This is a genomic window from Plantibacter sp. H53, assembly GCF_001650455.1.
Classification (GTDB): domain Bacteria; phylum Actinomycetota; class Actinomycetes; order Actinomycetales; family Microbacteriaceae; genus Plantibacter; species Plantibacter flavus_A.
The window spans coordinates 52,819-72,318 of sequence record NZ_LWCT01000024.1 but is presented as its reverse complement, the minus strand read 5'-3'; the positions used below and the strand labels follow the sequence as shown (position 1 = coordinate 72,318).

General features: G+C 69.6%; 21 protein-coding genes. 10 read left to right on the top strand and 11 right to left on the bottom strand.

The window, feature by feature from the left end; genetic code table 11:
- Positions 1-32: 32 nt before the first annotated feature.
- Complete coding sequence (locus A4X17_RS11725) at positions 33-1,205, bottom strand: hypothetical protein (RefSeq protein ID WP_064295850.1); 1,173 nt, start codon at positions 1,203-1,205, stop codon at positions 33-35.
- Between the two features lie 219 nt (positions 1,206-1,424).
- Between A4X17_RS11725 and A4X17_RS11720 the strand changes: the two genes are divergently transcribed.
- Positions 1,425-2,318, top strand: coding sequence for a DUF808 domain-containing protein (locus tag A4X17_RS11720; RefSeq protein ID WP_064295849.1), 894 nt, complete (start codon positions 1,425-1,427; stop codon positions 2,316-2,318).
- A gap of 24 nt (positions 2,319-2,342) precedes the next feature.
- Here the strand turns inward: A4X17_RS11720 and A4X17_RS11715 are convergent, their stop codons facing one another.
- On the bottom strand, positions 2,343-2,837 hold the full coding sequence (locus A4X17_RS11715; protein WP_064295848.1) for a GNAT family N-acetyltransferase: 495 nt from the start codon (positions 2,835-2,837) through the stop codon (positions 2,343-2,345).
- Between the two features lie 160 nt (positions 2,838-2,997).
- Between A4X17_RS11715 and A4X17_RS11710 the strand changes: the two genes are divergently transcribed.
- The gene (locus A4X17_RS11710) at positions 2,998-3,933 is read left to right on the top strand and encodes an alpha/beta hydrolase fold domain-containing protein (RefSeq protein WP_231884370.1); all 936 of its coding nucleotides are present in this window, start codon (positions 2,998-3,000) and stop codon (positions 3,931-3,933) included.
- A 73-nt stretch (positions 3,934-4,006) separates the two neighbouring features.
- Here A4X17_RS11710 and A4X17_RS11705 read toward each other — a convergent pair whose 3' ends face one another.
- Positions 4,007-4,318 (bottom strand): metalloregulator ArsR/SmtB family transcription factor, encoded by a 312-nt coding sequence (locus A4X17_RS11705; RefSeq protein WP_064295846.1) that lies wholly within the window; start codon positions 4,316-4,318, stop codon positions 4,007-4,009.
- A 65-nt stretch (positions 4,319-4,383) separates the two neighbouring features.
- Here A4X17_RS11705 and A4X17_RS11700 point away from each other — a divergent pair, with 65 nt between their 5' ends.
- Complete coding sequence (locus A4X17_RS11700; RefSeq protein WP_064295845.1) at positions 4,384-5,274, top strand: NAD-dependent epimerase/dehydratase family protein; 891 nt, start codon at positions 4,384-4,386, stop codon at positions 5,272-5,274.
- Here the strand turns inward: A4X17_RS11700 and A4X17_RS11695 are convergent, their stop codons facing one another.
- Positions 5,275-6,333, bottom strand: a complete 1,059-nt coding sequence (locus A4X17_RS11695) for a LacI family DNA-binding transcriptional regulator (RefSeq protein WP_197479069.1) — start codon at positions 6,331-6,333, stop codon at positions 5,275-5,277.
- A 167-nt stretch (positions 6,334-6,500) separates the two neighbouring features.
- On the opposite strand from A4X17_RS11695, the gene A4X17_RS11690 reads away from it, so the two are divergent.
- Entirely contained in the window at positions 6,501-8,939 is a 2,439-nt protein-coding gene (locus A4X17_RS11690; protein ID WP_064295843.1) for a glycoside hydrolase family 2 TIM barrel-domain containing protein, read from the top strand.
- A 51-nt stretch (positions 8,940-8,990) separates the two neighbouring features.
- Here the strand turns inward: A4X17_RS11690 and A4X17_RS11685 are convergent, their stop codons facing one another.
- The 3 genes from A4X17_RS11685 to A4X17_RS11675 all read right to left on the bottom strand — a co-directional run bounded on the left by A4X17_RS11685 (position 8,991) and on the right by A4X17_RS11675 (position 11,955).
- On the bottom strand, positions 8,991-9,977 hold the full coding sequence (locus A4X17_RS11685) for a helix-turn-helix domain-containing protein (RefSeq protein ID WP_064295842.1): 987 nt from the start codon (positions 9,975-9,977) through the stop codon (positions 8,991-8,993).
- A 64-nt stretch (positions 9,978-10,041) separates the two neighbouring features.
- Positions 10,042-11,010 (bottom strand): alpha/beta hydrolase, encoded by a 969-nt coding sequence (locus A4X17_RS11680; RefSeq protein ID WP_064295841.1) that lies wholly within the window; start codon positions 11,008-11,010, stop codon positions 10,042-10,044.
- 189 nt (positions 11,011-11,199) lie between these two features.
- Positions 11,200-11,955 carry an SDR family oxidoreductase gene (locus A4X17_RS11675; RefSeq protein WP_064295840.1) on the bottom strand — a complete coding sequence of 252 codons (756 nt, stop codon included), beginning with the start codon at positions 11,953-11,955 and terminating at the stop codon, positions 11,200-11,202.
- A 100-nt stretch (positions 11,956-12,055) separates the two neighbouring features.
- Here A4X17_RS11675 and A4X17_RS11670 point away from each other — a divergent pair, with 100 nt between their 5' ends.
- Positions 12,056-12,901 (top strand): helix-turn-helix transcriptional regulator, encoded by an 846-nt coding sequence (locus A4X17_RS11670; RefSeq protein WP_064295839.1) that lies wholly within the window; start codon positions 12,056-12,058, stop codon positions 12,899-12,901.
- A gap of 21 nt (positions 12,902-12,922) precedes the next feature.
- Here the strand turns inward: A4X17_RS11670 and A4X17_RS11665 are convergent, their stop codons facing one another.
- Positions 12,923-13,339: a hypothetical protein gene (locus A4X17_RS11665; RefSeq protein WP_064295838.1), complete on the bottom strand. Its 417-nt coding sequence runs from the start codon at positions 13,337-13,339 to the stop codon at positions 12,923-12,925.
- Positions 13,340-13,444: 105 nt separating this feature from the next.
- Between A4X17_RS11665 and A4X17_RS11660 the strand changes: the two genes are divergently transcribed.
- Together A4X17_RS11660 and A4X17_RS11655 are read left to right on the top strand one after the other, a co-directional pair.
- Positions 13,445-14,014, top strand: a complete 570-nt coding sequence (locus A4X17_RS11660) for a hypothetical protein (RefSeq protein ID WP_064295837.1) — start codon at positions 13,445-13,447, stop codon at positions 14,012-14,014.
- Between the two features lie 62 nt (positions 14,015-14,076).
- Positions 14,077-14,889, top strand: a complete 813-nt coding sequence (locus A4X17_RS11655; RefSeq protein ID WP_064295836.1) for an isocitrate lyase/phosphoenolpyruvate mutase family protein — start codon at positions 14,077-14,079, stop codon at positions 14,887-14,889.
- Between the two features lie 13 nt (positions 14,890-14,902).
- Here the strand turns inward: A4X17_RS11655 and A4X17_RS11650 are convergent, their stop codons facing one another.
- The 3 genes from A4X17_RS11650 to A4X17_RS11640 form a co-directional block, all read right to left on the bottom strand.
- Positions 14,903-15,409 (bottom strand): hypothetical protein, encoded by a 507-nt coding sequence (locus tag A4X17_RS11650; RefSeq protein ID WP_157583470.1) that lies wholly within the window; start codon positions 15,407-15,409, stop codon positions 14,903-14,905.
- A 32-nt stretch (positions 15,410-15,441) separates the two neighbouring features.
- Positions 15,442-15,759 (bottom strand): XRE family transcriptional regulator, encoded by a 318-nt coding sequence (locus A4X17_RS11645; protein ID WP_064295991.1) that lies wholly within the window; start codon positions 15,757-15,759, stop codon positions 15,442-15,444.
- A 351-nt stretch (positions 15,760-16,110) separates the two neighbouring features.
- Complete coding sequence (locus A4X17_RS11640; protein ID WP_157583468.1) at positions 16,111-16,743, bottom strand: Type 1 glutamine amidotransferase-like domain-containing protein; 633 nt, start codon at positions 16,741-16,743, stop codon at positions 16,111-16,113.
- A 108-nt stretch (positions 16,744-16,851) separates the two neighbouring features.
- Here A4X17_RS11640 and A4X17_RS11635 point away from each other — a divergent pair, with 108 nt between their 5' ends.
- From A4X17_RS11635 to A4X17_RS11625, 3 genes are all read left to right on the top strand, one after another.
- Positions 16,852-17,736: a hypothetical protein gene (locus A4X17_RS11635; protein ID WP_064295834.1), complete on the top strand. Its 885-nt coding sequence runs from the start codon at positions 16,852-16,854 to the stop codon at positions 17,734-17,736.
- A 172-nt stretch (positions 17,737-17,908) separates the two neighbouring features.
- Positions 17,909-18,832 (top strand): pentapeptide repeat-containing protein, encoded by a 924-nt coding sequence (locus tag A4X17_RS11630; protein WP_064295833.1) that lies wholly within the window; start codon positions 17,909-17,911, stop codon positions 18,830-18,832.
- Between the two features lies 1 nt (position 18,833).
- A complete protein-coding gene (locus tag A4X17_RS11625) occupies positions 18,834-19,367 on the top strand; it encodes a hypothetical protein (protein WP_064295832.1) in 534 nt (177 codons plus the stop codon).
- Positions 19,368-19,500 lie beyond the last annotated feature (133 nt).

Genomic DNA, 19,500 nt, shown 5'->3' with positions numbered 1-19,500 from the left:
GTCGGCTTCCAGCCGGCTCGGGGTCGGTTCGCCTACTCGGCGGGCGGCGGGCTCTTCGGCTGCGCCGGCTGCTGTGGCTCCGTCGGCTGCTTCGGCTCCTGCGGAGGGCGGGACTCCTGCGGACGCTCCTGGTCCTGCTGCGGAGGCGCAGGCGGAACCGGCGACGACGGAACCTGCGGCTGCGGAGGGCCCCACTGTTGCGGCGCGGGCTGTGCCGGACCAGGCTGGCCGGGCGCGGAGCCCTGCCAGGGCGGCGTGGGCCACTGCTGGCCCGGCTGCGGCGGGGTGGGCTGCTGCGGTGCGGGCTGCCCCTGGTACGGCTGCCCCTGGTAGCCCTGCCCGGGGTGCCCCTGCCCGTACTGGCCGGGGTTCGGCTGGCCGCCGTACGGCTGCTGCTGCCCCTGGCGCGGCGGCTGCGGGTACGGCTGGGCCTGATACGACTGCTGCGGCTGCTGTCCCGGGTAGAACTGCTGGCCCTGGTATCCCTGCTGCCCCGGATAGCTCTGAACGGGGTAGCCGGGTGCGGCCTGCTGGTAGACCTCCGGACGGTACGGCTGCTGCCCGTAGGTCACCCGCTCGCCCTCCGGCTTCGGCGAGAACGCCCGGACGATGACGGGGATCACGGCGGAGATCGCCGCAGCGAGCGTCGTGGCCGCGGCGATGCGCCACCACCAGTCCGCCCAAGTGCCCTCGGGGAACGCCATGGGCAGCACGAGCACGAGGACCGTGGCGATGATCAGCGCGATCGTCACGATGCCGGTGGCTCTGACCACGGTGGACGTGGCGCGGGTGACGAAGTGGAGGAAGTACACCTGGATGATGATGAGCGCGAGACGCACGATGATGAGGATGCCGAGGAACAGCATGATCTGCGTGGACCAGACGAACCCGTCGGAGGTGTTCGGCGGCTGGAGCCACCCGTTCCACAGCTTCAGGAGGCCGACGGTGACGAGGAAGATGTTCACCAACGTCGACACCGCGAGGTACCACTTGTTGGGTCCGTGGCCGGCTGCGGCGTCGAGCGACACGGCACCGACGAAGGCCGCGAGGAGCAGCAGCGTGAGCCAGACCCGCCCGGCGATGTCGGCCTGATCGCCGACGATGATGAAGTATCCGCCGATGATCGCCGCTGCGACGAGCGTTCCGATCGTCAAGGTCAGTGCGAGCACTGCCGACCGTGAGCGGCGCGGTGTGGTCTCGACCATTCGAAATCCCCAATCTGTCGTGAGTGCCAACAGTACCGGGGCACGATCCGAGCGGAAGGGAGCGGTCCCTACCCTGTGGAGTGCGCCGGTCTGGGAACGCCTGTGATGCACGCTCCAGCAGAGGTTGCCACCCCACCCCCACCCTCTCGATCCGCACTACTGTGGACTCCGTCCCTGCCGAGCCCGCGGCGGCGTGACCCCCGAGCTAAGGAGAAGCACATGTCGGTCGGCCTGCTCGCCGTTGTCGATGACATCCTCAGCGCAGCCCTCAAGGCGAGTGCGAAGACCGCCGGCGTCGTCATCGATGATGCGGCCGTCACCCCGCAGTACGTGCAGGGCCTCACCCCCGCCCGGGAGCTGCCGGTCGTGTGGCGGATCGCCCGCGGCAGCCTCATCAACAAATTCGTCATCATCATCCCGATCGCCCTGCTGCTCACGGCGTTCGCCCCGTGGGTCCTGCCGTTCCTCCTCATCATCGGAGGCACGTACCTCTGCTTCGAGGGTGCGGAGAAGGTCATGGAGTGGTTCGGCATGCACCACGCGGAAGCGGAGGAGGACGTCCGCGACGAGAAGAAGCTCGTCTCCGGCGCCGTCCGCACCGATCTCATCCTCAGCACGGAGATCATGCTCATCTCCCTCGCCAGCCTCGACTCGGGGCTCGGCATCTGGATGACGCTGGGGGCCCTCCTGGTCATCGGCCTCGTCATGACGGCGGTCGTCTACGGCGCGGTCGCCCTGCTCGTGAAGATCGACGACATCGGACTCCGGCTCATGAAGAACCCGTCACGCGGCGTCCGCCGCACCGGTGCGCGGATCGTCGCGTCGATGCCCGCGGTCTTCCGCGTCATCAGCATCGTCGGCACGGTCGCGATGCTCTGGGTCGGCGGCCACCTCGTGATCGCGAACCTCGCCGAGACCCTCTGGCACGGCCCGTACGACCTCCTGCACGTCGTCACCCACGCGATCGAGGCCGCAGGACCGGTCGTCGTCTGGATCGCCGACACCGCGATGTCCGCCGTGTTCGGACTCGTCCTCGGCCTGATCGTCGTCGCGATCGTGACCGGGATCTCACGCCTGCGCTCACGGAACCAGCCCGCGAAAGCTGCTCACTAGCGACGACAGCCGCGCTGCCGACCGTCAGCGGAGCGGGCGGGCGTAGCAGAGCGACATCGGGATGACCTCGTACGGCGAGTAGATCGGGATGGGTTCGTACCCGAGCCACTCATAGAGCCGCACGGCTTCGGGCTGGCGGTCGCCGGTCTGCAGGATGAGGCGGGAGGCCCCCTCGGCACGGGCGGTGTCCTCGACGGCTGCGATCAGGCGCTTCGAGACGCCCCGGCCGCGGTGGTTCGGGAGGGTGACGACGCGCTTGAGCTCCCATTCGCCGTGCAGACGGCGCAGGGCGGCGTGGCCGACCGGCTCGCCGTCGATGAGGGCCAGGAAGGTGGCGCTGATGTCGGCAGGATCGACGGTGAACGCGGTCTGGGCGCGCTCTGCGGCCTCGGGGTCCCAGTCCTCCCAGGCCGATGCGTACCGCGCACCCATCTCCTCGTCCATCGCGGCGCGGAGCCGCACGGCCCGCTCGTCGTCCCAGGCGACTCGCTCGATGACGACGGGGTTCAGCTCGGGCATGCGGTTCCTTCGGGACGGGCTGCTGCGGCGCGATCGGCACGTCGACGCCGTCTGCCAGTGTCCCACGCGAAATCCGCACCGGCCCCGCCAAGGGCGATCCGACCCCGCAGCCACCGAGCAGAGCGGCGATGGGGACTCCTGCCCAGCCTGCGCTGTTAGCGTGGCGATCCCCAGAGAACCCGTCAACCGCGGAGGCACCGTGCTCACCATCCCAGGCGTCGTCGTCGGCCCCGCCCTCCGACTCATCCGGGCGAACCGGGCCTTCGTCAGCGAGGCCGGAGCGCGCCGCCGGATCCGGGAGCGCACCCTCAGGCCGGCGTCATACGGTCCACCCGGCACCCTCCGAAGCGATGTCCGGGTCGACGTCGAACGTGTCGGAGACTGGCCGGTGTACACCGTGTCCCCCACGCGGCGACCGACGATCGGCGGGGTCGTGTACGCGCACGGCGGCGGCTGGGTCGGCGAGATCGCACCGCAGCACTGGACGCTGGCCGCCACCATCGCCGCGGAGACCGGCGCCGTGGTCACACTCCCGATCTACCCGCTCGTGCCCTACGGCACCGCGGCCGAGGCACAGACCGGCGTCGTCGAGCTGGTCCGGCGCAGCATCGAGCGGCACGGGCCGACCGTCCTCGCGGGCGATTCGGCCGGCGGTCAGATCGCACTGTCGGCTGCGCTCCGGCTCCGGGACGAGGGCGTCGTCCTGCCGACGACCGTCCTGTTGTCACCGGCGCTCGACCTCACCTGGAGCAACCCGCGGATCCCCCTCGTGCAGCCGAGTGACCCCTGGCTGGCGACGCCCGGCGGACGCGTGTTCGCGGAGCACTGGCGCGGCGATCTGGACATCACCGATCCGACCGTGAGTCCGCTCTTCGGCGACCTCGCCGGGCTCGGGCCGCTCACGGTCTTGAGCGGGACCCGCGACGTCCTCAACCCCGATGCCGAGGTGCTCGTCGAACGAGCCGAAGCGGCCGGCGTCACGGTCGACTACCACGAGGGCACCGGACAGTTCCACGTCTGGGCGCTGCTCCCGACCCGTGCCGGACAGGCCGCCACGCAGACGATCGTCCACAGCGTCACGCGCGGGCTGCGCTGAGTCGCCCGAAACCGCTCGAGATCGCGGCGGAATCGAACACCTTCGGGCGACTCAGGGCCGGATCGAGACCAGGCTACGCGGTGCGCCGTTTGCGGACCTCACGCAGGACCATCTGCTCCGGGCACACGGTGGACAAGAAGTCGCCCACCGAGAGAGCGAGGCGCTCACCGACGAGTGAATAGAGGATGCGGTTCGCGTCGCGGCGCTCCGAGACGAGGCCGGCCTGGCGCAGGACGCTCAGGTGCCTGGAGATGGTCGGACCGGTGGCGTCGAAGCGTGCGGCGATCTCCCCCGCGGCGAGCTCACCGTCTTTGAGGTCCTGCAGGATCTGCCGTCGCGTCGGGTGAGCGAGCGCGGCGAAGATGTCCGACGCTGTATCTGCCATGTTTGCAATCTAGCACAATTGCGATATACAGTTTCGCTACATTGCTAACAAGCGAAGGAGACAGCATGCGAGTGGCCATCACCGGTGGGACCGGGTTCGTCGGACGGCACCTCGCCGAGCGGCTGCGGCACGACGGACACGAGATCGTCGTCGTCTCCCGACGCACCGGCGTGGAGATCGACGACGTCGAGGCGTTGACCGCCGCGTTCGCCGACTGCGACGCGGTCGCGCACTGCGCCGGGATCAACCGCGAGCTCGGCGATCAGACCTTCCAGCGCGTGCACGTCGACGGCACCCGGGCGGTCGTGGACGCGGCCCGTCGCGCCGGCGTCGGTCGCATCGTGCTGGTGAGCTTCCTCCGCGCGCGCCCCGACTGCGGCTCCGGGTACCACGAGACGAAGTGGGCGGCCGAGGAGATCGTGCGGGGCTCGGGCATCGCGCACACCGTCCTCAAGTTCGGCATGATCTACGGCGCAGGCGACCACATGGTCGATCACGTCACCAAGGCCGTCCGCACCTTCCCGGTGTTCGCGACCGTCGGCTACCGCGAGCGCCGCGTGCGTCCGGTGCCGGTCGCGGACGCCGTCGACGTCCTCGTCGCAGCGCTCGAGGGCCGGGTGCCGGGGCCGACCGTCGCGGTCATGGGCGCCGAGGAACTCGAGCTGGGTGCGGCCGTGCGCCGGATCGCGCACGTGGCCGGACGCCGCCCGCTGTACGTCCCGGTCCCCGTCTGGACGATCCGCTTGCTCGCACGCGCGACGGAACGCCTCATGAAGACGCCGCTCGTGGCGAAGGCGCAGGCGCAGATGCTGGCCGAGGGAGTGAGCGAGGCGGCTCCACCGGCGCCGGAACTCCCTGCGGACCTCCGTCCCTCACGCCGCTTCGACGAGTCCCGGATCCGTGCAGCGCTCCCCGCGGGCCGGTTCACCCTGGCCGACCTGCGGAGGTTCCCCTGATCAGGCGCCGGCTGTCGGGCGCGGCCCCGTCGACTCGCGCTCGATGAGCGTGGTCGCGAGCTCGAGGTGGTGGGAGAACGGCTTCTCCCCGGCATGCAGGCGGAGCAGGGTGTCGACCGCTGCACGTCCGATGTCGTGCATGGACGTGTGGACCGTGGTGAGGAGCGGGACGGTCAGCATGGCCGAGTAGGTGTCGTCGTAACCGACCACACTCACGTCCTCCGGCACCCGAAGTCCGGCCCGCAAGACGGTGCGCACGACCGCGAAGGCGTCGGCGTCGTTGGACGCGAACACGGCGGTCGGCGGATCCGAGCGTGCCAGCATGCGCGCGACGGCGTCCCCGGCGGTACCCATCCCCTCCTCGGAGACGAGGCCGGGATCGAGCGGGATGCCGGCCCCGTGAAGTGCTTCGCGGTACCCGACGGCGCGCGCCCGCAGGCCTGGATTCGCCGGGTTCCCTCCGACGAAGGCGATCCGCCGGTGGCCGAGATCGAGCAGGTGCTCGACCGCCTGCTGCCCGCCGGCGGCGTGGCTCGAGCCGATACTCGCGACCGAGCGGTCGAGCGGATCAGGCGAGTCGACCGCGACGAGCGCGATGCCCGCGTCGAGGCACGCGTCGACGACGTCGGCGGCGATGGGGGTCGTGACGACGATCATGCCGATCGCACCTCGCGCCGCGACGCCGTCGATGAAGCCGCGGTCGAGCGCCACCTCGTCTCCGGTCGCATCCGTGGAACCGAATCCGGAACCGGGCGACAGCACCCGCGTCACGAGGTCGATGTCCGACCGCTGTGCCGCGGCGACCATGCCGTCGAGGACACGGAGGGAGTAGACGCTGTGCAGGGTGTCGAACACGACGTGGATGCTTCGTGGAGCACCGGGGATCGACCGGGGTGTCGGGCGGTACCCGAGCTCGCGCACGGCCACCTCGACCCGGGCACGGGTCGCCTCGGACATGCCCGACCGACCGTTGATCACCTTCGAGACGGTCGCGATCGAGACTCCGGCGCGCTCCGCGATCGATGCCAGCGTCGGACCCGTCATCGGCGTTCGTGCCATGGAGTCCCCTCCCTCGTCCCGCAGCGGGCAGCCGTCGGTCGCGCCCAGCCTAGCGAAACTGTTTCGAGTCGACGCGTTGACGATGTCACTCGGCCTCACTTACCGTCGAAATCACGGCGCGCGACGCCGAAAGACTTTCGTCACCCCGATCTGCACTGGAGCACGTCATGACCACCATCCCGTTCACCGCCGACTGGATCGTCCGCGCACCCCGAGGCCCGTTCGCCGCCGTCCAGGGCGGTGCGGACGACTCGCGAGCCGTGACCCTCCCGCACGACGCCCTGCGCGACGCCGAGCGCTCGCCGGACGTACCCGCCAAGGGAGGGGCCGCCTACTTCCCCGCCGGCGCCTTCAGCCAGGTCAAGACCTTCGAGGTCCCCGCCGAGTGGTCCGGTCGCATCGTCCGGCTCGAGGTCCAGGGCGCGTTCCGACACGCGATGGTGTATCTCAACGACGAGTTCGCCGGCAATCGTGCCGACGGCTTCGCGCGCTTCTTCGTCGAGCTCACCCCATTTCTCCGCTTCGGCGAGACGAACACGCTGCGCATCGAGACCCGCGCAGGACAGGACTCCCGCTGGTACGCGGGCGCTGGCCTCCACCGCCCGGTCCTCCTCCATGTCGACGAACCCACGCACGTCGAGCCCGACGGCGTCCGCATCACGACGGTCCGGATCGAGGACGACCAGGCGGTGCTCGAGGTGGCGACGACCGTCGTCAACCGGGGTCTCACCAGGAGTGCGCGCGTCCTCGCGACGGAACTCGCCGGCCCCGACGGGAGCGTGGTCGACGGCGAGCGCACGCCGGTCACCGTCGCGCCAGGCGGTAGCGCGCTCATCCGCCAGCGGCTGTACGTGCCGGACCCGGCCCTGTGGAGCGTCGACTCACCGGCGCTGTACTCGGCGCGGACGTCGCTCGAGGTCGACGACCGGCCCGCCGACGAGGCGGCCGTCGTCCACACGGTCCACGGCATCCGCACGGTCACGGTCGACCCGCGGAAAGGTCTCCGCATCAACGGCGAGCCGGTGCTCCTCCGCGGCGCCTGTATCCACAGCGACAACGGTCCGCTCGGTGCAGCATCGATCGCGCGCGCCGAGGAACGGCGTGTCCAGCTCCTCAAGGACGCCGGATTCAACGCGATCCGCGCGGCCCACAATCCGGCGTCGCCCGCCATGCTCGACGCCTGCGACCGAATCGGCATGCTCGTCATGGACGAGGCCTTCGACATGTGGGGTCGGGGCAAGACGGACAACGACTACTCCCTCGACTTCGCGCAGTGGTGGCGGGCCGATCTGGAGTCGATGGTGACGAAGGACATGAACCATCCGAGCGTGATCATGTACTCGATCGGCAACGAGATCGTCGAGGTCGGCACCCCGCACGGCGCGATCCAGGCGCGGGAACTCGCCGAGCACGTGCGCTCGTTGGATCCGACACGACTCGTGACGAACGGCGTGAACGCGACCCTGGCCGTGCTCGACGATCTGGACGGCATCATGGCGTCGGACCAGGGGTTGAACGAGCTGATGGGCGAAGCGGGCGCGAACATGATGAGCCTCATCGGTTCCTCCGACGCCGTCACGACGCGCACCGAGGAGTCCAGTGCAGCCCTCGACATCCTCGGCCTCAACTACGCGGACGGCCGCTACGCGAGCGATGCCGAGCGGTTCCCGCACCGCGTGATCGTCGGCTCGGAGACCTTCCCGACCCAGATCGGCGACCTCTGGCCACTCGTCGAGGCGAACCCGAACGTGATCGGCGACTTCACCTGGACCGGCTGGGACTACCTCGGCGAGGTCGGCATCGGTGCGACCTCCTACGCCGAGGACCCCGAGGCGAACGGCGCACTCGAGCGCGAGTTCCCCTACCTCACCGCGTGGTGCGGCGACTTCGACATCACCGGCTGGCGGCGGCCGGTGTCGTACTACCGGGAGATCGTCTTCGGTCTGCGGTCCGAGCCGGCCATCGCGGTGCTCCGACCGGAACGGCACGGGCAGACGATCACGATGCAGTCCCCATGGGCGTGGAGCGACTCGGTCGACTCGTGGACGTGGCCCGGTTTCGAGGGCGCGCCGGTGACGGTCGAGGTCGCCGCCGACGCCGACGAGGTGGCCCTGCTGCTCGACGGTGTCGAGGTGGCGCGGGGCCCGGTGGGTGGACGCCGGCCGAAGCTCGCCGAGCTCGAGACCGTCTACCGGCCGGGCATGCTCGAGGCAGTCGCGTTCCGCTCGGGCGCGGAGGTCGGCCGCACTGCGCTCGTCTCCGCCACCGGCCCGACCAGACTCGTGGCGACCGCAGACCGGACGACACTCCGCGCCGACGACACCGATCTCGCCTTCATCGCGATCGAGCTGCGTGACGCGGCCGGCGTCCTGGTGACCGGCGCCGACCGCGAGATCTCGGTCAGCGTCACGGGCGCGGGTCGGCTCGCGGGCTTCGGAACCGGTGCCCCGAAGACGACCGAGCGCTTCGACGCGACCACGCGCACCACGTTCGACGGACGGGCGCTGGCGATCGTCCGGCCGAGCCGGGCCGGCGCCATCACCGTGACGGTGAGCGGTGCCGGCCTCGACGACGTCGTCCTGGATCTGGAGGCAGCGGCTTACTGAGTCGCCCGATTCTGCACGGATGTCGCCGGATTCCGTGCAGAACCGGGCGACTCAACGCCCCATGGATCTGAGCAACAGCGAGGCGAGTTCGTAGCGCGCCCGTCCGACTGGCTCGCGAGGGTCGTATCCCAGGATCCGGGCGAAGTGCTCGTGCTTGCCCTGCAACGTCGAGTGGTGGATGCCGAGTTCCTGCGCAGCGGACCGCACGCTGTCGCCTCGCACCAGCGCGTCGAGTACCCGTGCGGCACGGTTGTCGAGTGCGGCGAGCGCCGAGACGTCCGGAGACCGAGCGGCGGTGGCGGCCAACTCCCGGACGGCGTCGGCGAGAACGCCGAGGTCGGCGATGTCGACGACCCGGTGGGCGGCGTCCGTCAGGGTGATCGCCTGCTGCGCCTCCGCCCATGATCGCACCAGCTGGGTCGCGACGCCCGCGCGTCCGATCCCGGCGACGCCGTCGACATCCGACAGACCTGCCGCCCCGTCCTGCCCACTGACGATCGTCGCCCGCAGCATCCCACCAGCGCCGACCACGAGGGCCGACGGACCACCCGGTGGGTGCACCGACGGCGCCGTCGCGACCGCCCGCAGGGCGGAGCCGGAGAGGGACAGTCGTTCGGCGGCCTGCGATCGTTCCGATTCGGAACGGTCGGCATCGAGCAGGATCTGCACCGACGAGTCCGCCTGCGGGTGACGCCGCGACCGCAGCAGGGCCACGGCGAGCGCGAACCGCTCGAGCACGATCGCGTCGTTGGCGTGGGCGGCTCCGACGCGTTCCAACCAGACGGACCCGTCACCGGCGACCGTGCGCGTCGGCCAGTCCGAGGGGCCGACGGGCAGGCGGTGGCCGGCAGGATCGACGCGGACGGCGGCCTCCGGGCTACGCACTCCTGCGGGTACCCCGGTCAGAACGGCTGCGCCGCGGGCAAGCGCTTCGGTGTTCACCCCGCCCGCGACGAGCGCGTCGAAATAGGCGATGACCTTCAGGCCTTCACTCGCCTCGGGATCCAAAGCGGTGAGGCGGCCGACGAGTTCCTGCATGGCGTCACTCCGATGTGCCTGTGACGACCCAGCATAGGGAACCGGGCCGTCACAGGCGATGACCTCAGGGCGCGAGCAGGCGAGCGACCCAGGCGTTCCGAGCCGCGGTCATGGCCCGAGCGAGTTCGGCGTGCGGCGCGAGCATGTCGAACCCGTGGAACCCACCCGGCCACACGTGGAGCTCGGCTTGGACACCGGCCTGCCAGAGCGACGTCGCATAGGTGACGTCCTCGTCACGGAAGACCTCTGCACTGCCGCAGTCGATGAAGGCGGGTGGCAGGCCGGTCAGATCGGTTGCGCGTGCCGGGGCGGCATAGATGGAGACGTCCTCGCCACCGACACGGTCGCCGAGCAGTGCGGTCCAGCCGGTGATGTTGCTGCCCCGGTCCCAGACGCCGACTCCGTCGATCTGGGCGGTCGAGACGGTGGCGTCGCGGTCGTCGAGCATCGGGTAGATGAGGACCTGGCCGGCGAGCTCCGGGCCGCTCCGGTCGCGGGCCAGAAGCGCGACACCAGCGGCGAGCCCTCCACCGGCACTTGCTCCGGCGATGATGAACCGAGCTGGATCGATGCCGAGTTCCTGCGCATGCTCCGCCGTCCAGACGAGTGCGGCGTAGCAGTCCTCGACGGGATACGGATCGGGGAACTCGGGCGCGAGTCGGTACTCGACGGTCACGACGGTGGCGTCGAGTTCGACGATCCACGGCAGGAACTGGCCGAGTCCCACGAAACGGTCGCCCATGACCATCCCGCCACCGTGGGTGTGGAACACGCCTGGCCCGGTGCCGGTCTTGCCCGCTCGCGCGAGCACGGACACGGAGATCTCGGCACCCTCGTACCCGGCGATGGTCACATCGCGGCGCACGACCCCGGCGTCGGCGAGCATCTCGTCTACGGGGAGTGAGACCGGCGACGCCTGGCGCAGCATCGGGATCATGTCGGCGGTGAGGGTCGAGGGCATCAGATCACCGACGGCAGCGAGGACCGCGGCGAGCTCGGGATCGAAGGGTGGGTGGTTGACGGTCGCGGTCATGATGAACTCCTCTGTCCACAGCGGATGACGGTGTCCCCAGTCTGCTGCTCGCGGCGATCCACCTCACCCGCCGAATGTGCCCGAATTCCGCACATCACACCGCCATCTGGCGGGCTCCGGGCGCGCCGAGTCGCCCGGATCTGCACGGATTCAGGCGGAGATCGTGCAGATCCGGGCGGCTGAGTCCGCCTAGTGCGGGTCGAGGCGGTTGAGCATCGCGACCGTCTGGTCGTACTCGCCGCGCACCTCGGCGTAGCGGAGGAACTTGACGTTCTCGACCTGGATCTCGGTGGCGTCGGGCTGCGACTCGATGAGGCCCATGACCTCGTCGGCGAACGCGTCGAGGGGCATCGCGAAGTCACTCTCCTCCTGGCCGGGCATGAGCGAGGTGCGGACGGCCGGCGGGACGAGCTCGACGACGCTGACGCCCGTGTCCGCCAGCTGAAGGCGGATGGACTCGCTCAGCATGTGGATGGCCGCCTTGCTCGCGTTGTAGGTCGGCGTCACCCGCAACGGGGTGAAGGCGAGCCCTGACGAGACGGTCATGATCGTCGCGTCCGGTCGACTGCGGAGCTGCTCGATGAACGCACCGATGAGCCGGATGGGCCCGAGGACGTTCGTCGTGATGATCTCCTCAGCGGTCGCGACGAAGTCGGAACCGGTCCAGTCCTCCCCGCGCATGACGCCGGCCATCGTGATGAGCACATTCAGCTCCGGGTGCTCCGCGATGACCTGCCTCGCCGCGGCTTCGATGCTCGCGGGGTCGGCCGTGTCGATCCGCACGGTGTGGAGGCCGGGCTCGTCGGCTGCGATCGACTCGAGGAGTTCGGTGCGTCGCCCGCCGATGATGACGGTGTTGCCGGCTGCGTGGAGGCGTCGTGCGAGAGCGAGGCCGATGCCGCTCGTCGCGCCGGGGATGAAGACGGTGTTTCCGGTGATCTGCATGCATCGAGTCTCCGTCGGTGACGTCGGCCGCACCAGGGTCCGGCCATCCATGGATCCGCGATCCCTGGATCGCCTGGCCGCGGAGGCGGATACTGGCGGGATGGACCGCCAAGCGCTCGCCGACTTCCTCCTCCGACACCGGTCGACGTTGCAGCCCGCGGACGTCGGCCTGAGCAGCGGACCTCGGCGACGGACGGCGGGCCTCCGACGCGAGGAGGTCGCGCAGCTCGCAGCGATGTCGACCGACTACTACGCGCGGCTCGAGCAGCAGCGGGGGCCACAGCCGAGCACGCAGATGCTGGGTTCACTCGCCCGCGCCCTCCGGCTGAGTGCCGAGGAACGCGACTACCTGTACCGGATCGCCGGACACAACGCACCGACCCGTCTCGCAGCGACCGACTACGTCGCGCCGGCACTCCTGCGCGTCCTCGACCGACTCACCAACGCACCAGCGCTCATCCTGTCGGCGCTCGGCGAGACACTCGTGCAGAACGATCCTGCCCGGGCGCTGTTCGGTGATGCGAGCCGCTACCGGGGTCTGGAACGCAGCGCGATCTACCGCTGGTTCCTGCACCACGAGGAGCGCGAGCGATACCCCGCCGAGGACCGGGACCGGCAGAGCCGAGCGCAGGTCGCGTCGCTGCGTGCGGCCTACGGCTCGCTGGGGGCGCAGTCACCGGCGGGCGAGATCGTCGAGGCACTCACCGGGCACAGCGAGGAGTTCCGGCGGCTGTGGGCGACGCACGAGGTCGGGCGGCGCTTCGAGGACCACAAGGTGCTCATCCACCCAGAGATCGGCCCCATCGAGCTGGACTGTCAGGCCCTGTTCACCGAGGACCAGTCGCAGGCGCTGCTCGTCCTCACGGCCGCGCCGCACACCGAGGCCGCAGGCAAGCTCAAGCTCCTCGCCGTCCTCGGCACCCAGACCTTCGAGGGTGCGCGGTAGCGGAGGCGCCGGCCGAGCGGTTCAGGCCGTCGGTGCTGTCCGCAGCTTCCGACGCCGGACAGCCCCGCCGATCGCGACGCCGACGACCCCGACGATCACCGGGACGACGAGCCCGAGGACGACGACCGCGAGGAGCGCCAGGACGAAGCTCGGCATCAGGCCGCCTCCGATCAGGTCGACCACGAGCAGCGGGACGAACGCCAGCAGGACGAGCCAGGCGAGCCCCGGCTGACGCGACACCGCGAGGATGCCGACCGCAAGCCAGACACCCGCACCCCACAGCAGGAGGCCGAGGACGAAGCGCCACGAGTCGTACGCCTGGTACGGCAGGAGTTGCGGACCGGGAGCGGCCAGATCCGGGTTGCCGATCACGACCAGCGAGGCGACCACGAGGCCGACGGCGGCGAGCACGAGGGCAAAGACTCCGAAGACACGCACGGCTACCTCCTAGGGTGACGCATTCAATCAGGTGTGGCCCAGCCAACCACACCGAGGGGAGATGTCCCCATTCCCCAGCCGTCGCCCACCGCGTACGTTCGAGGGATGAACGACGACGGACGCACCGAGACCGGCGAGCAACCACACGCACCGGAGCAGGACAAGCTGCTGATCGAGTGGCTGGAGATCATGCACCCGCGCCTCGCACGATTCGAGGACTTCCTCACACCGCGCGAGGTCGTCACCGATTACTCGCGGGACTCGCTCGTCTCCCTCGAGCAACTCATCCTCCACCGTTGGCCGGACCGCCACGCCTTCGCGCAGGAGCAGGACACCGATTTCAACGACGGTGCCACGCGATACATCGGCGAGACCTACCTGCGGATCGCCGGGGGCGGGTGGTTCGTGAACCACGATCCGAAGTTTTTGTACTCGGGTCGGCTCTGCATCCTGCTCGACGTCGAGATGCCCGTCCCGATCTCGCCGCTCAACCTGATCATCACGATGTTGAGCCGGCGCACCGGCAATGTCCTCACAAGGATCTGGGACGGGCAGACGACGAACGTCACCGAGCGTCGTCTCGCCGAACCGGGCTGGGAGCCGAAGCGCGAGCCGTTCCCCGGCGCGATCCCGATGTCCCGCTTGAGCTCAGCCCTCACGCCTTCCGTCCGCTGACCCCTTGGGTCTCAGCCACCCACGCGGTCGAACGGCCAGGCGAGATGTGCTGGACTTGCCTGATGACCACACCGCTCGAACGCGCGCTGGCCCTGCAGGCGATGCACGTCCCCGGAGACCCGCTGATCCTGCCGAACGCCTGGGACGTCGCCTCCGCCCGCGCCGTCCTGGCCTCCGGCGCCCGCGCCATCGCGACGACGAGTGCCGGGGTCGCCTGGTCACTCGGGCACCGCGACGGGAACGAGCTGACCCGCGACGACGCACTCGATACCGTGCGACGGATCGCATCGTCGGTGTCCGTCCCGGTCACCGCGGACATCGAGGGCGGCTACGGGGAGACACCGGACGAGGTCGCCAGCACGATCGCCTCCTGCATCGACGCGGGCGTCTCCGGGGTGAACCTCGAGGACTCGCTGCGCCCGATCGAGGAACAGGAACGACGGATCGCGGCAGCGCGGTCCGCCGCTGACGACGCGGGGGTCCCGCTGTTCATCAACGCCCGCATCGACACGCATCGACTCGGCGACATCGGAAGCGACCGCTGGTTCGACGAGACGGTCACGCGAGCCGCCGCGTATGCACGGGCCGGCGTGAGCGGGATCTTCGTGCTCGGCGCCCTCCGAGCCGACACGATCGAGCGGCTTGCCGATGCGACGACCCTGCCGCTCAACGTCGCCTTCGGCCCGGGCACACTGTCGATCAGCGAGCTCGCGAGAGCCGGAGCGAGTCGTATCAGCGCGGGTTCGTCGATCGCGGAAGCCGCCTACAGCCTCGCGCAGCAGTGGGCGACGGGGATGCTCGAGACGCCCGATGCGGCTCCCGCATCACCGCCCACGCTCGGCTGGGCCGCACTGAACCAGCTCATCCGGGACTGAACCCCCGGCGGGATCAGCGGGACACCGACCACACGCCGCGGATCGCCTTGAGCTGTCGGTCGATCGTGAAGCCGGAGACGTCCAGGACGACGTCGACCTCCGGCGGCGACGCGAGCAGGTCGTGCAGCAGATCGAACTCGGCGTCAGTTAGATACGCGGGGCGCGTCGCGGCACGTGCTCGCGCCTCCTCCACCGGGAGTGCGAGCTGGACCACGAGGCAGTCGGGGAGTTCGGAACGGTAGGCCGCGAGCGCGTCGGCCGGCACGACATCCGCGATGACCACGTCGAAGCCGGCGTCACCGAGATTGCGAGCGAGCGCCGCGGCGTTCCGGACCGCGAGCAGGTGCTGTGCTCGCCCCTCAGGACCGCTCCAGAGCGTCGCGTCACCGGCGACGATCAGCTGTCGAACGTCGTCGGCATCGATGAACGCCGCTCGTTCACGCTCGTCGGCCAGGCGCCTGCCGCAGGTCGACTTCCCGACCGCAGGACCGCCCGAGAGCACCAATGGACGCTTACTCATCTGCTCGATGCGATCACAGGCCTGCGAGAAGGTCAACTCGCAAGGGTGACGCTGCGATCCCCGAAGTCGGCGACAACCCGGACCTGACCGCCCAACGCGGCGACGTACTTCCTGATGGTGTCGAGTTCGAACGACTCAAGCTGCCCGTGTTCGATGGCCGACACGCGACGCTGCGATACGCCCATCGTCTTACTGAGCTCCGTCTGCGTCAGATCAGCTTCCTTCCGCAGCGTGACCAGTTGATAAGCGAGCACTTCTGCCTCGGCGGCGTGGCGAGCGGCTGCGACGCGCTCCGGATCTCGGCCCAACTTCGCGCGCGCGCTCCCCCAACTCACTGGCTTCTCACTCATCGTCATCACCCTTCTGCCATTCACGAAATCGCTGTTCTGCGGTCTTGATCGCCGGCGGATACCAGCCTCTCCAGTCGCCGCGCTTGAAGCTCCTCCATCTTGTGGATCGTGCTGCCTGTGATCCGATCCACGATGGGACGTCCCAGCGACGGGCCATATTCGGACAGCATGTCGATACGGGCGGTGATCTGGTCGCAGAGATCAGGATCGAGCTCGGCTCAAGCAAGGATCTGCTTCTCGACATCGGGCCAGAGTCGAATGTCCCAGGTGTACTCCACCACGTCATTTTAGAATGCTTGAGTTCTCAAGACAACCCGATCGAGCATCCCGATCCGACGCCGCGCGATACCCTCACGGACTCGACGGGATCACCGTCGCCGTCGCGCCGTCGATCAGCAAGGCCTGATCGTCGTGGAGCGGGACCAGCGGATAGTCGTCGGCATACTGCTCCAGCGTCCGGCTGATGAGCTCCGGCGGGTACGGCGGCAACTGGCCGTCGGCGTGCGGGATCACCGTTCGGTCGACCAGCGCGAGCCCGGCGAAGCCGGTGAGTGTCGGGCCGTCGGCAGGGTCGTCCAGGAGCGAGGCTGGGGTGGCGTCCGGTCCGGCGATGATCGATCCGGCGCTGGAACCGATGTACGGCAGGCCCGCCCGCACGTGCCTCGTGATAACCGTGTCGTTCCCGGAGCCCCGCAACGCCTCGAGCAGGGCGAAGGTGCTTCCACTCGCGACGTAGACCGCGTCCAGGTCCGCCAGCGTGCGGTCGAGGTCGGCAGGCGCGGTCTCGCGGACGGTGACCCGGACGACCTCGTGGCCGAGGGCCTCCACCGACTCGCGCTCGGCGCGGACGAAGGGAGCCTCGGCGAACGCCACCTGCGCGTCGTCGACGTACCCGAGTCGCAGCCGACGACCCGCCGCATCGGTCGACTCGGCGAGGAACGGCGCCATGGCGCCCGGTTGGCGGGACAGCAGGAGGATCTTCACGGAGACACGCTAGAAGATACCGCCGACACGGCCGCTCCGGGCCTGTACCACCATCACCGCGAATGCGCGGGATTGGACCGGCTCCCGTGGCTGTGCTGGAGTGGACGTATGACATCACCGCAGGTCCTGGACCGGGAACAGGTCCGTGCCGCCGTGGACGTCGAGCAGCTCACCGAGGAACTCGGTGCAGCACTCCGCTCGTACACGGGTGAGGGTGCGCCGCAACGCATCCGCGTCCCGATCAACGACGACCTCACGGCCATGGTCCTCGTGCCCGGTCGCCACGAGGGCATCCCGGCCTACACGGTGAAGGTCCATGCGAAGAACCCGACCGCACGCGAGGCCGTGCACGGGACCATCCTGCTCCACCGCCTGCCCGACGGCGCCCTGTTGTCGATCATGGACAGCGGCTGGCTCACGGCACAACGAACCGCGCTCAGTGCCGCGTACGTCCACGACCACCTGACCGCAGCCGCGACACCGGGACCGGTGGCGATCATCGGAGCCGGCGTCCAAGGGGCGACCTTCGCGCGAGCCCTGCAGCGTCGACGCCCCTCGGTCGGATTCCGGATCCACGACCCGGATGCCGCCCGAGCCGAGTCACTGCGGGCCGAGCTGGGCGAGGGCTCGACGGTCGCGGCGACGGTCGAGCAGGCGTTGACGACGGCGACCTCGGCGATGACCGCGACCTGGGGACGCCGGCCGGTCGCCGAAGCCGCGGCGCTCGCGGCCTGCGAGCACATCACGGTGCTCGGCATGGACGAACCCGGCAAACGCGAGCTTCCCGAGGAGACCCTGGCGGGTGCGACCCGCTACGCCGACGACCCAGCACTCGTCGAGCCGATCCTGCAGCGACCGACCACGCCGATCAGCCTGGTGCTCCGGGGTGAGCGGATCGCCCGGTCCGCGCACGATCGCACCGTCTACCTCGCCGTCGGCCTGCCGATGCAGGACTGCGTCGCAGCCTGGCACGTGCACAACCGGGCGGGGTAGCCTGAGAGCAGTGAACCGTTCTTCCGCTCTGTGACCCAGAGGCCTTTCAGCGACACCCGTTCGCTCCTCCCACGAGGGGCGGTGATTTCGTGCGCCCGGAACGGGAGCTCCCTGCGGAGTTCCCCTGCACCCCGGCCTCCACTCGAAACCACTCCGGAAAGAACACCCACGCATGACGTCCAGCGACGCTTCCTCCACCCCCTCCGACGGCCGCTCGGCGCTTCGCGCGAACTGCGCTGACTGCTTCGCGCTCTGCTGCACCGCCTTCGGGTTCCAACGATCGACCGACTTCCCGATCGACAAACCAGTGGGAACGCCCTGCCACAATCTGGCGGACGACTTCTCCTGCACCATCCACGAATCCCTGCGTCCGAGAGGATTCCGCGGGTGCACCGTCTTCGACTGCTTCGGCGCGGGCCAACTCGTCTCGCAGGAGCTCTTCGGCGGCACGAGCTGGCGGGAACGCCCCGACACGAGCGCCGAGATGTTCGCCACGTTCTCCGTGGTGCGCCAGCTGCAGGAGATGCGCTGGTACCTCGTCGGAGCCGCCGAGCGGACGACCGCGTCAGACCTGATGGCGCACATCAGCCGGCTCCGTACCGGGATCCAGCGGACGCTCGACGGTGGCACCTCCGAGGTGCTCGCCTGCGACGTCGATTCCCTCCGCGCCGAGGTCCGGCACCTGCTGATCGACGTCAGCGAGGAGGCGCGGGGCGGGTACCTGGCCGACACCGCGCCGGACGACGACCTCCGCTCCTCGGCGGACCTCGCCGGCCGCGACCTGCGCGCTCGTCGACTGTGCGGAGCCGACCTGCGCGGTGCGGTCCTGATCGGCGCAGACCTCCGCGGAGCGGACCTGGCAGGCGTGGACCTGCTCGGTGCCGATCTCCGCGGCGCACGATTCGACGGGGCCGACCTCTCGGACGCCCTGTTCCTCACCCAGATGCAGCTCAACGCGGCCCGAGGTGACGAAGTGGCTCTGCTCCCCACCACCCTCGACCGACCGGGTCACTGGACTGGCCCCTTGCCCGCCTTCCCGACGGATGGGGAGTTGTCCCCGTGGGCCTCGAGCACCCATCCCCGATACCGTCGATGACATGATCCGGAAGAACCGCACCCTCGCACTCGCCGCACTCGTCTCCGCAACCGTCGGGATCGCCCTGACGGGCTGCTCGAGTCCGCAGCAGGCACCCGACGACGCCCTGGCTCTCGGCACGGGCGTGGCGGTCGAGGTCGGGACGGGCGTCGAGATGTCGTTCGCCATCGACGACGTCCGGGAGGGGAAGCTCAGCGACCTCGCCGACATGGGTGTCCAGTCGAGCCCGTCGGATGAGGGGAAGACTCCGTACTTCGTCACCTATTCGGTCACGCTGACGGACGGCGACATCAAGGACGCCGACCGATCCGCCCTCCCGGTGCCGACGACGGACGAGTGGAAGCTCAGCGGCACGGGCAGCTACCAGCCCATCAAGGTCCTGGGCCAGTTCGACTGCACCCCGGACGGCAACGCGACGGCCGGGGTGTCCCCCGACGCCCCGCTCGTCGCCTGCCAAGCCTTCCTCGGCGACGAGGACGCCCTGCCCACGGTCATCGAGGTCAAGGACCTCGGCACCTGGGCGACGAAGGACTGAGCTTCCGCGACTCGAGCTGCACCTGCACCGGCGAACGGTCTTCCACCGTGCGCCGGTGCAGGGTAGTGTCTGCCGTGCGATAAGCGAACAGCCTGTTCCATTATCGAATTCTTGACGATGAAGTGAGGAATCG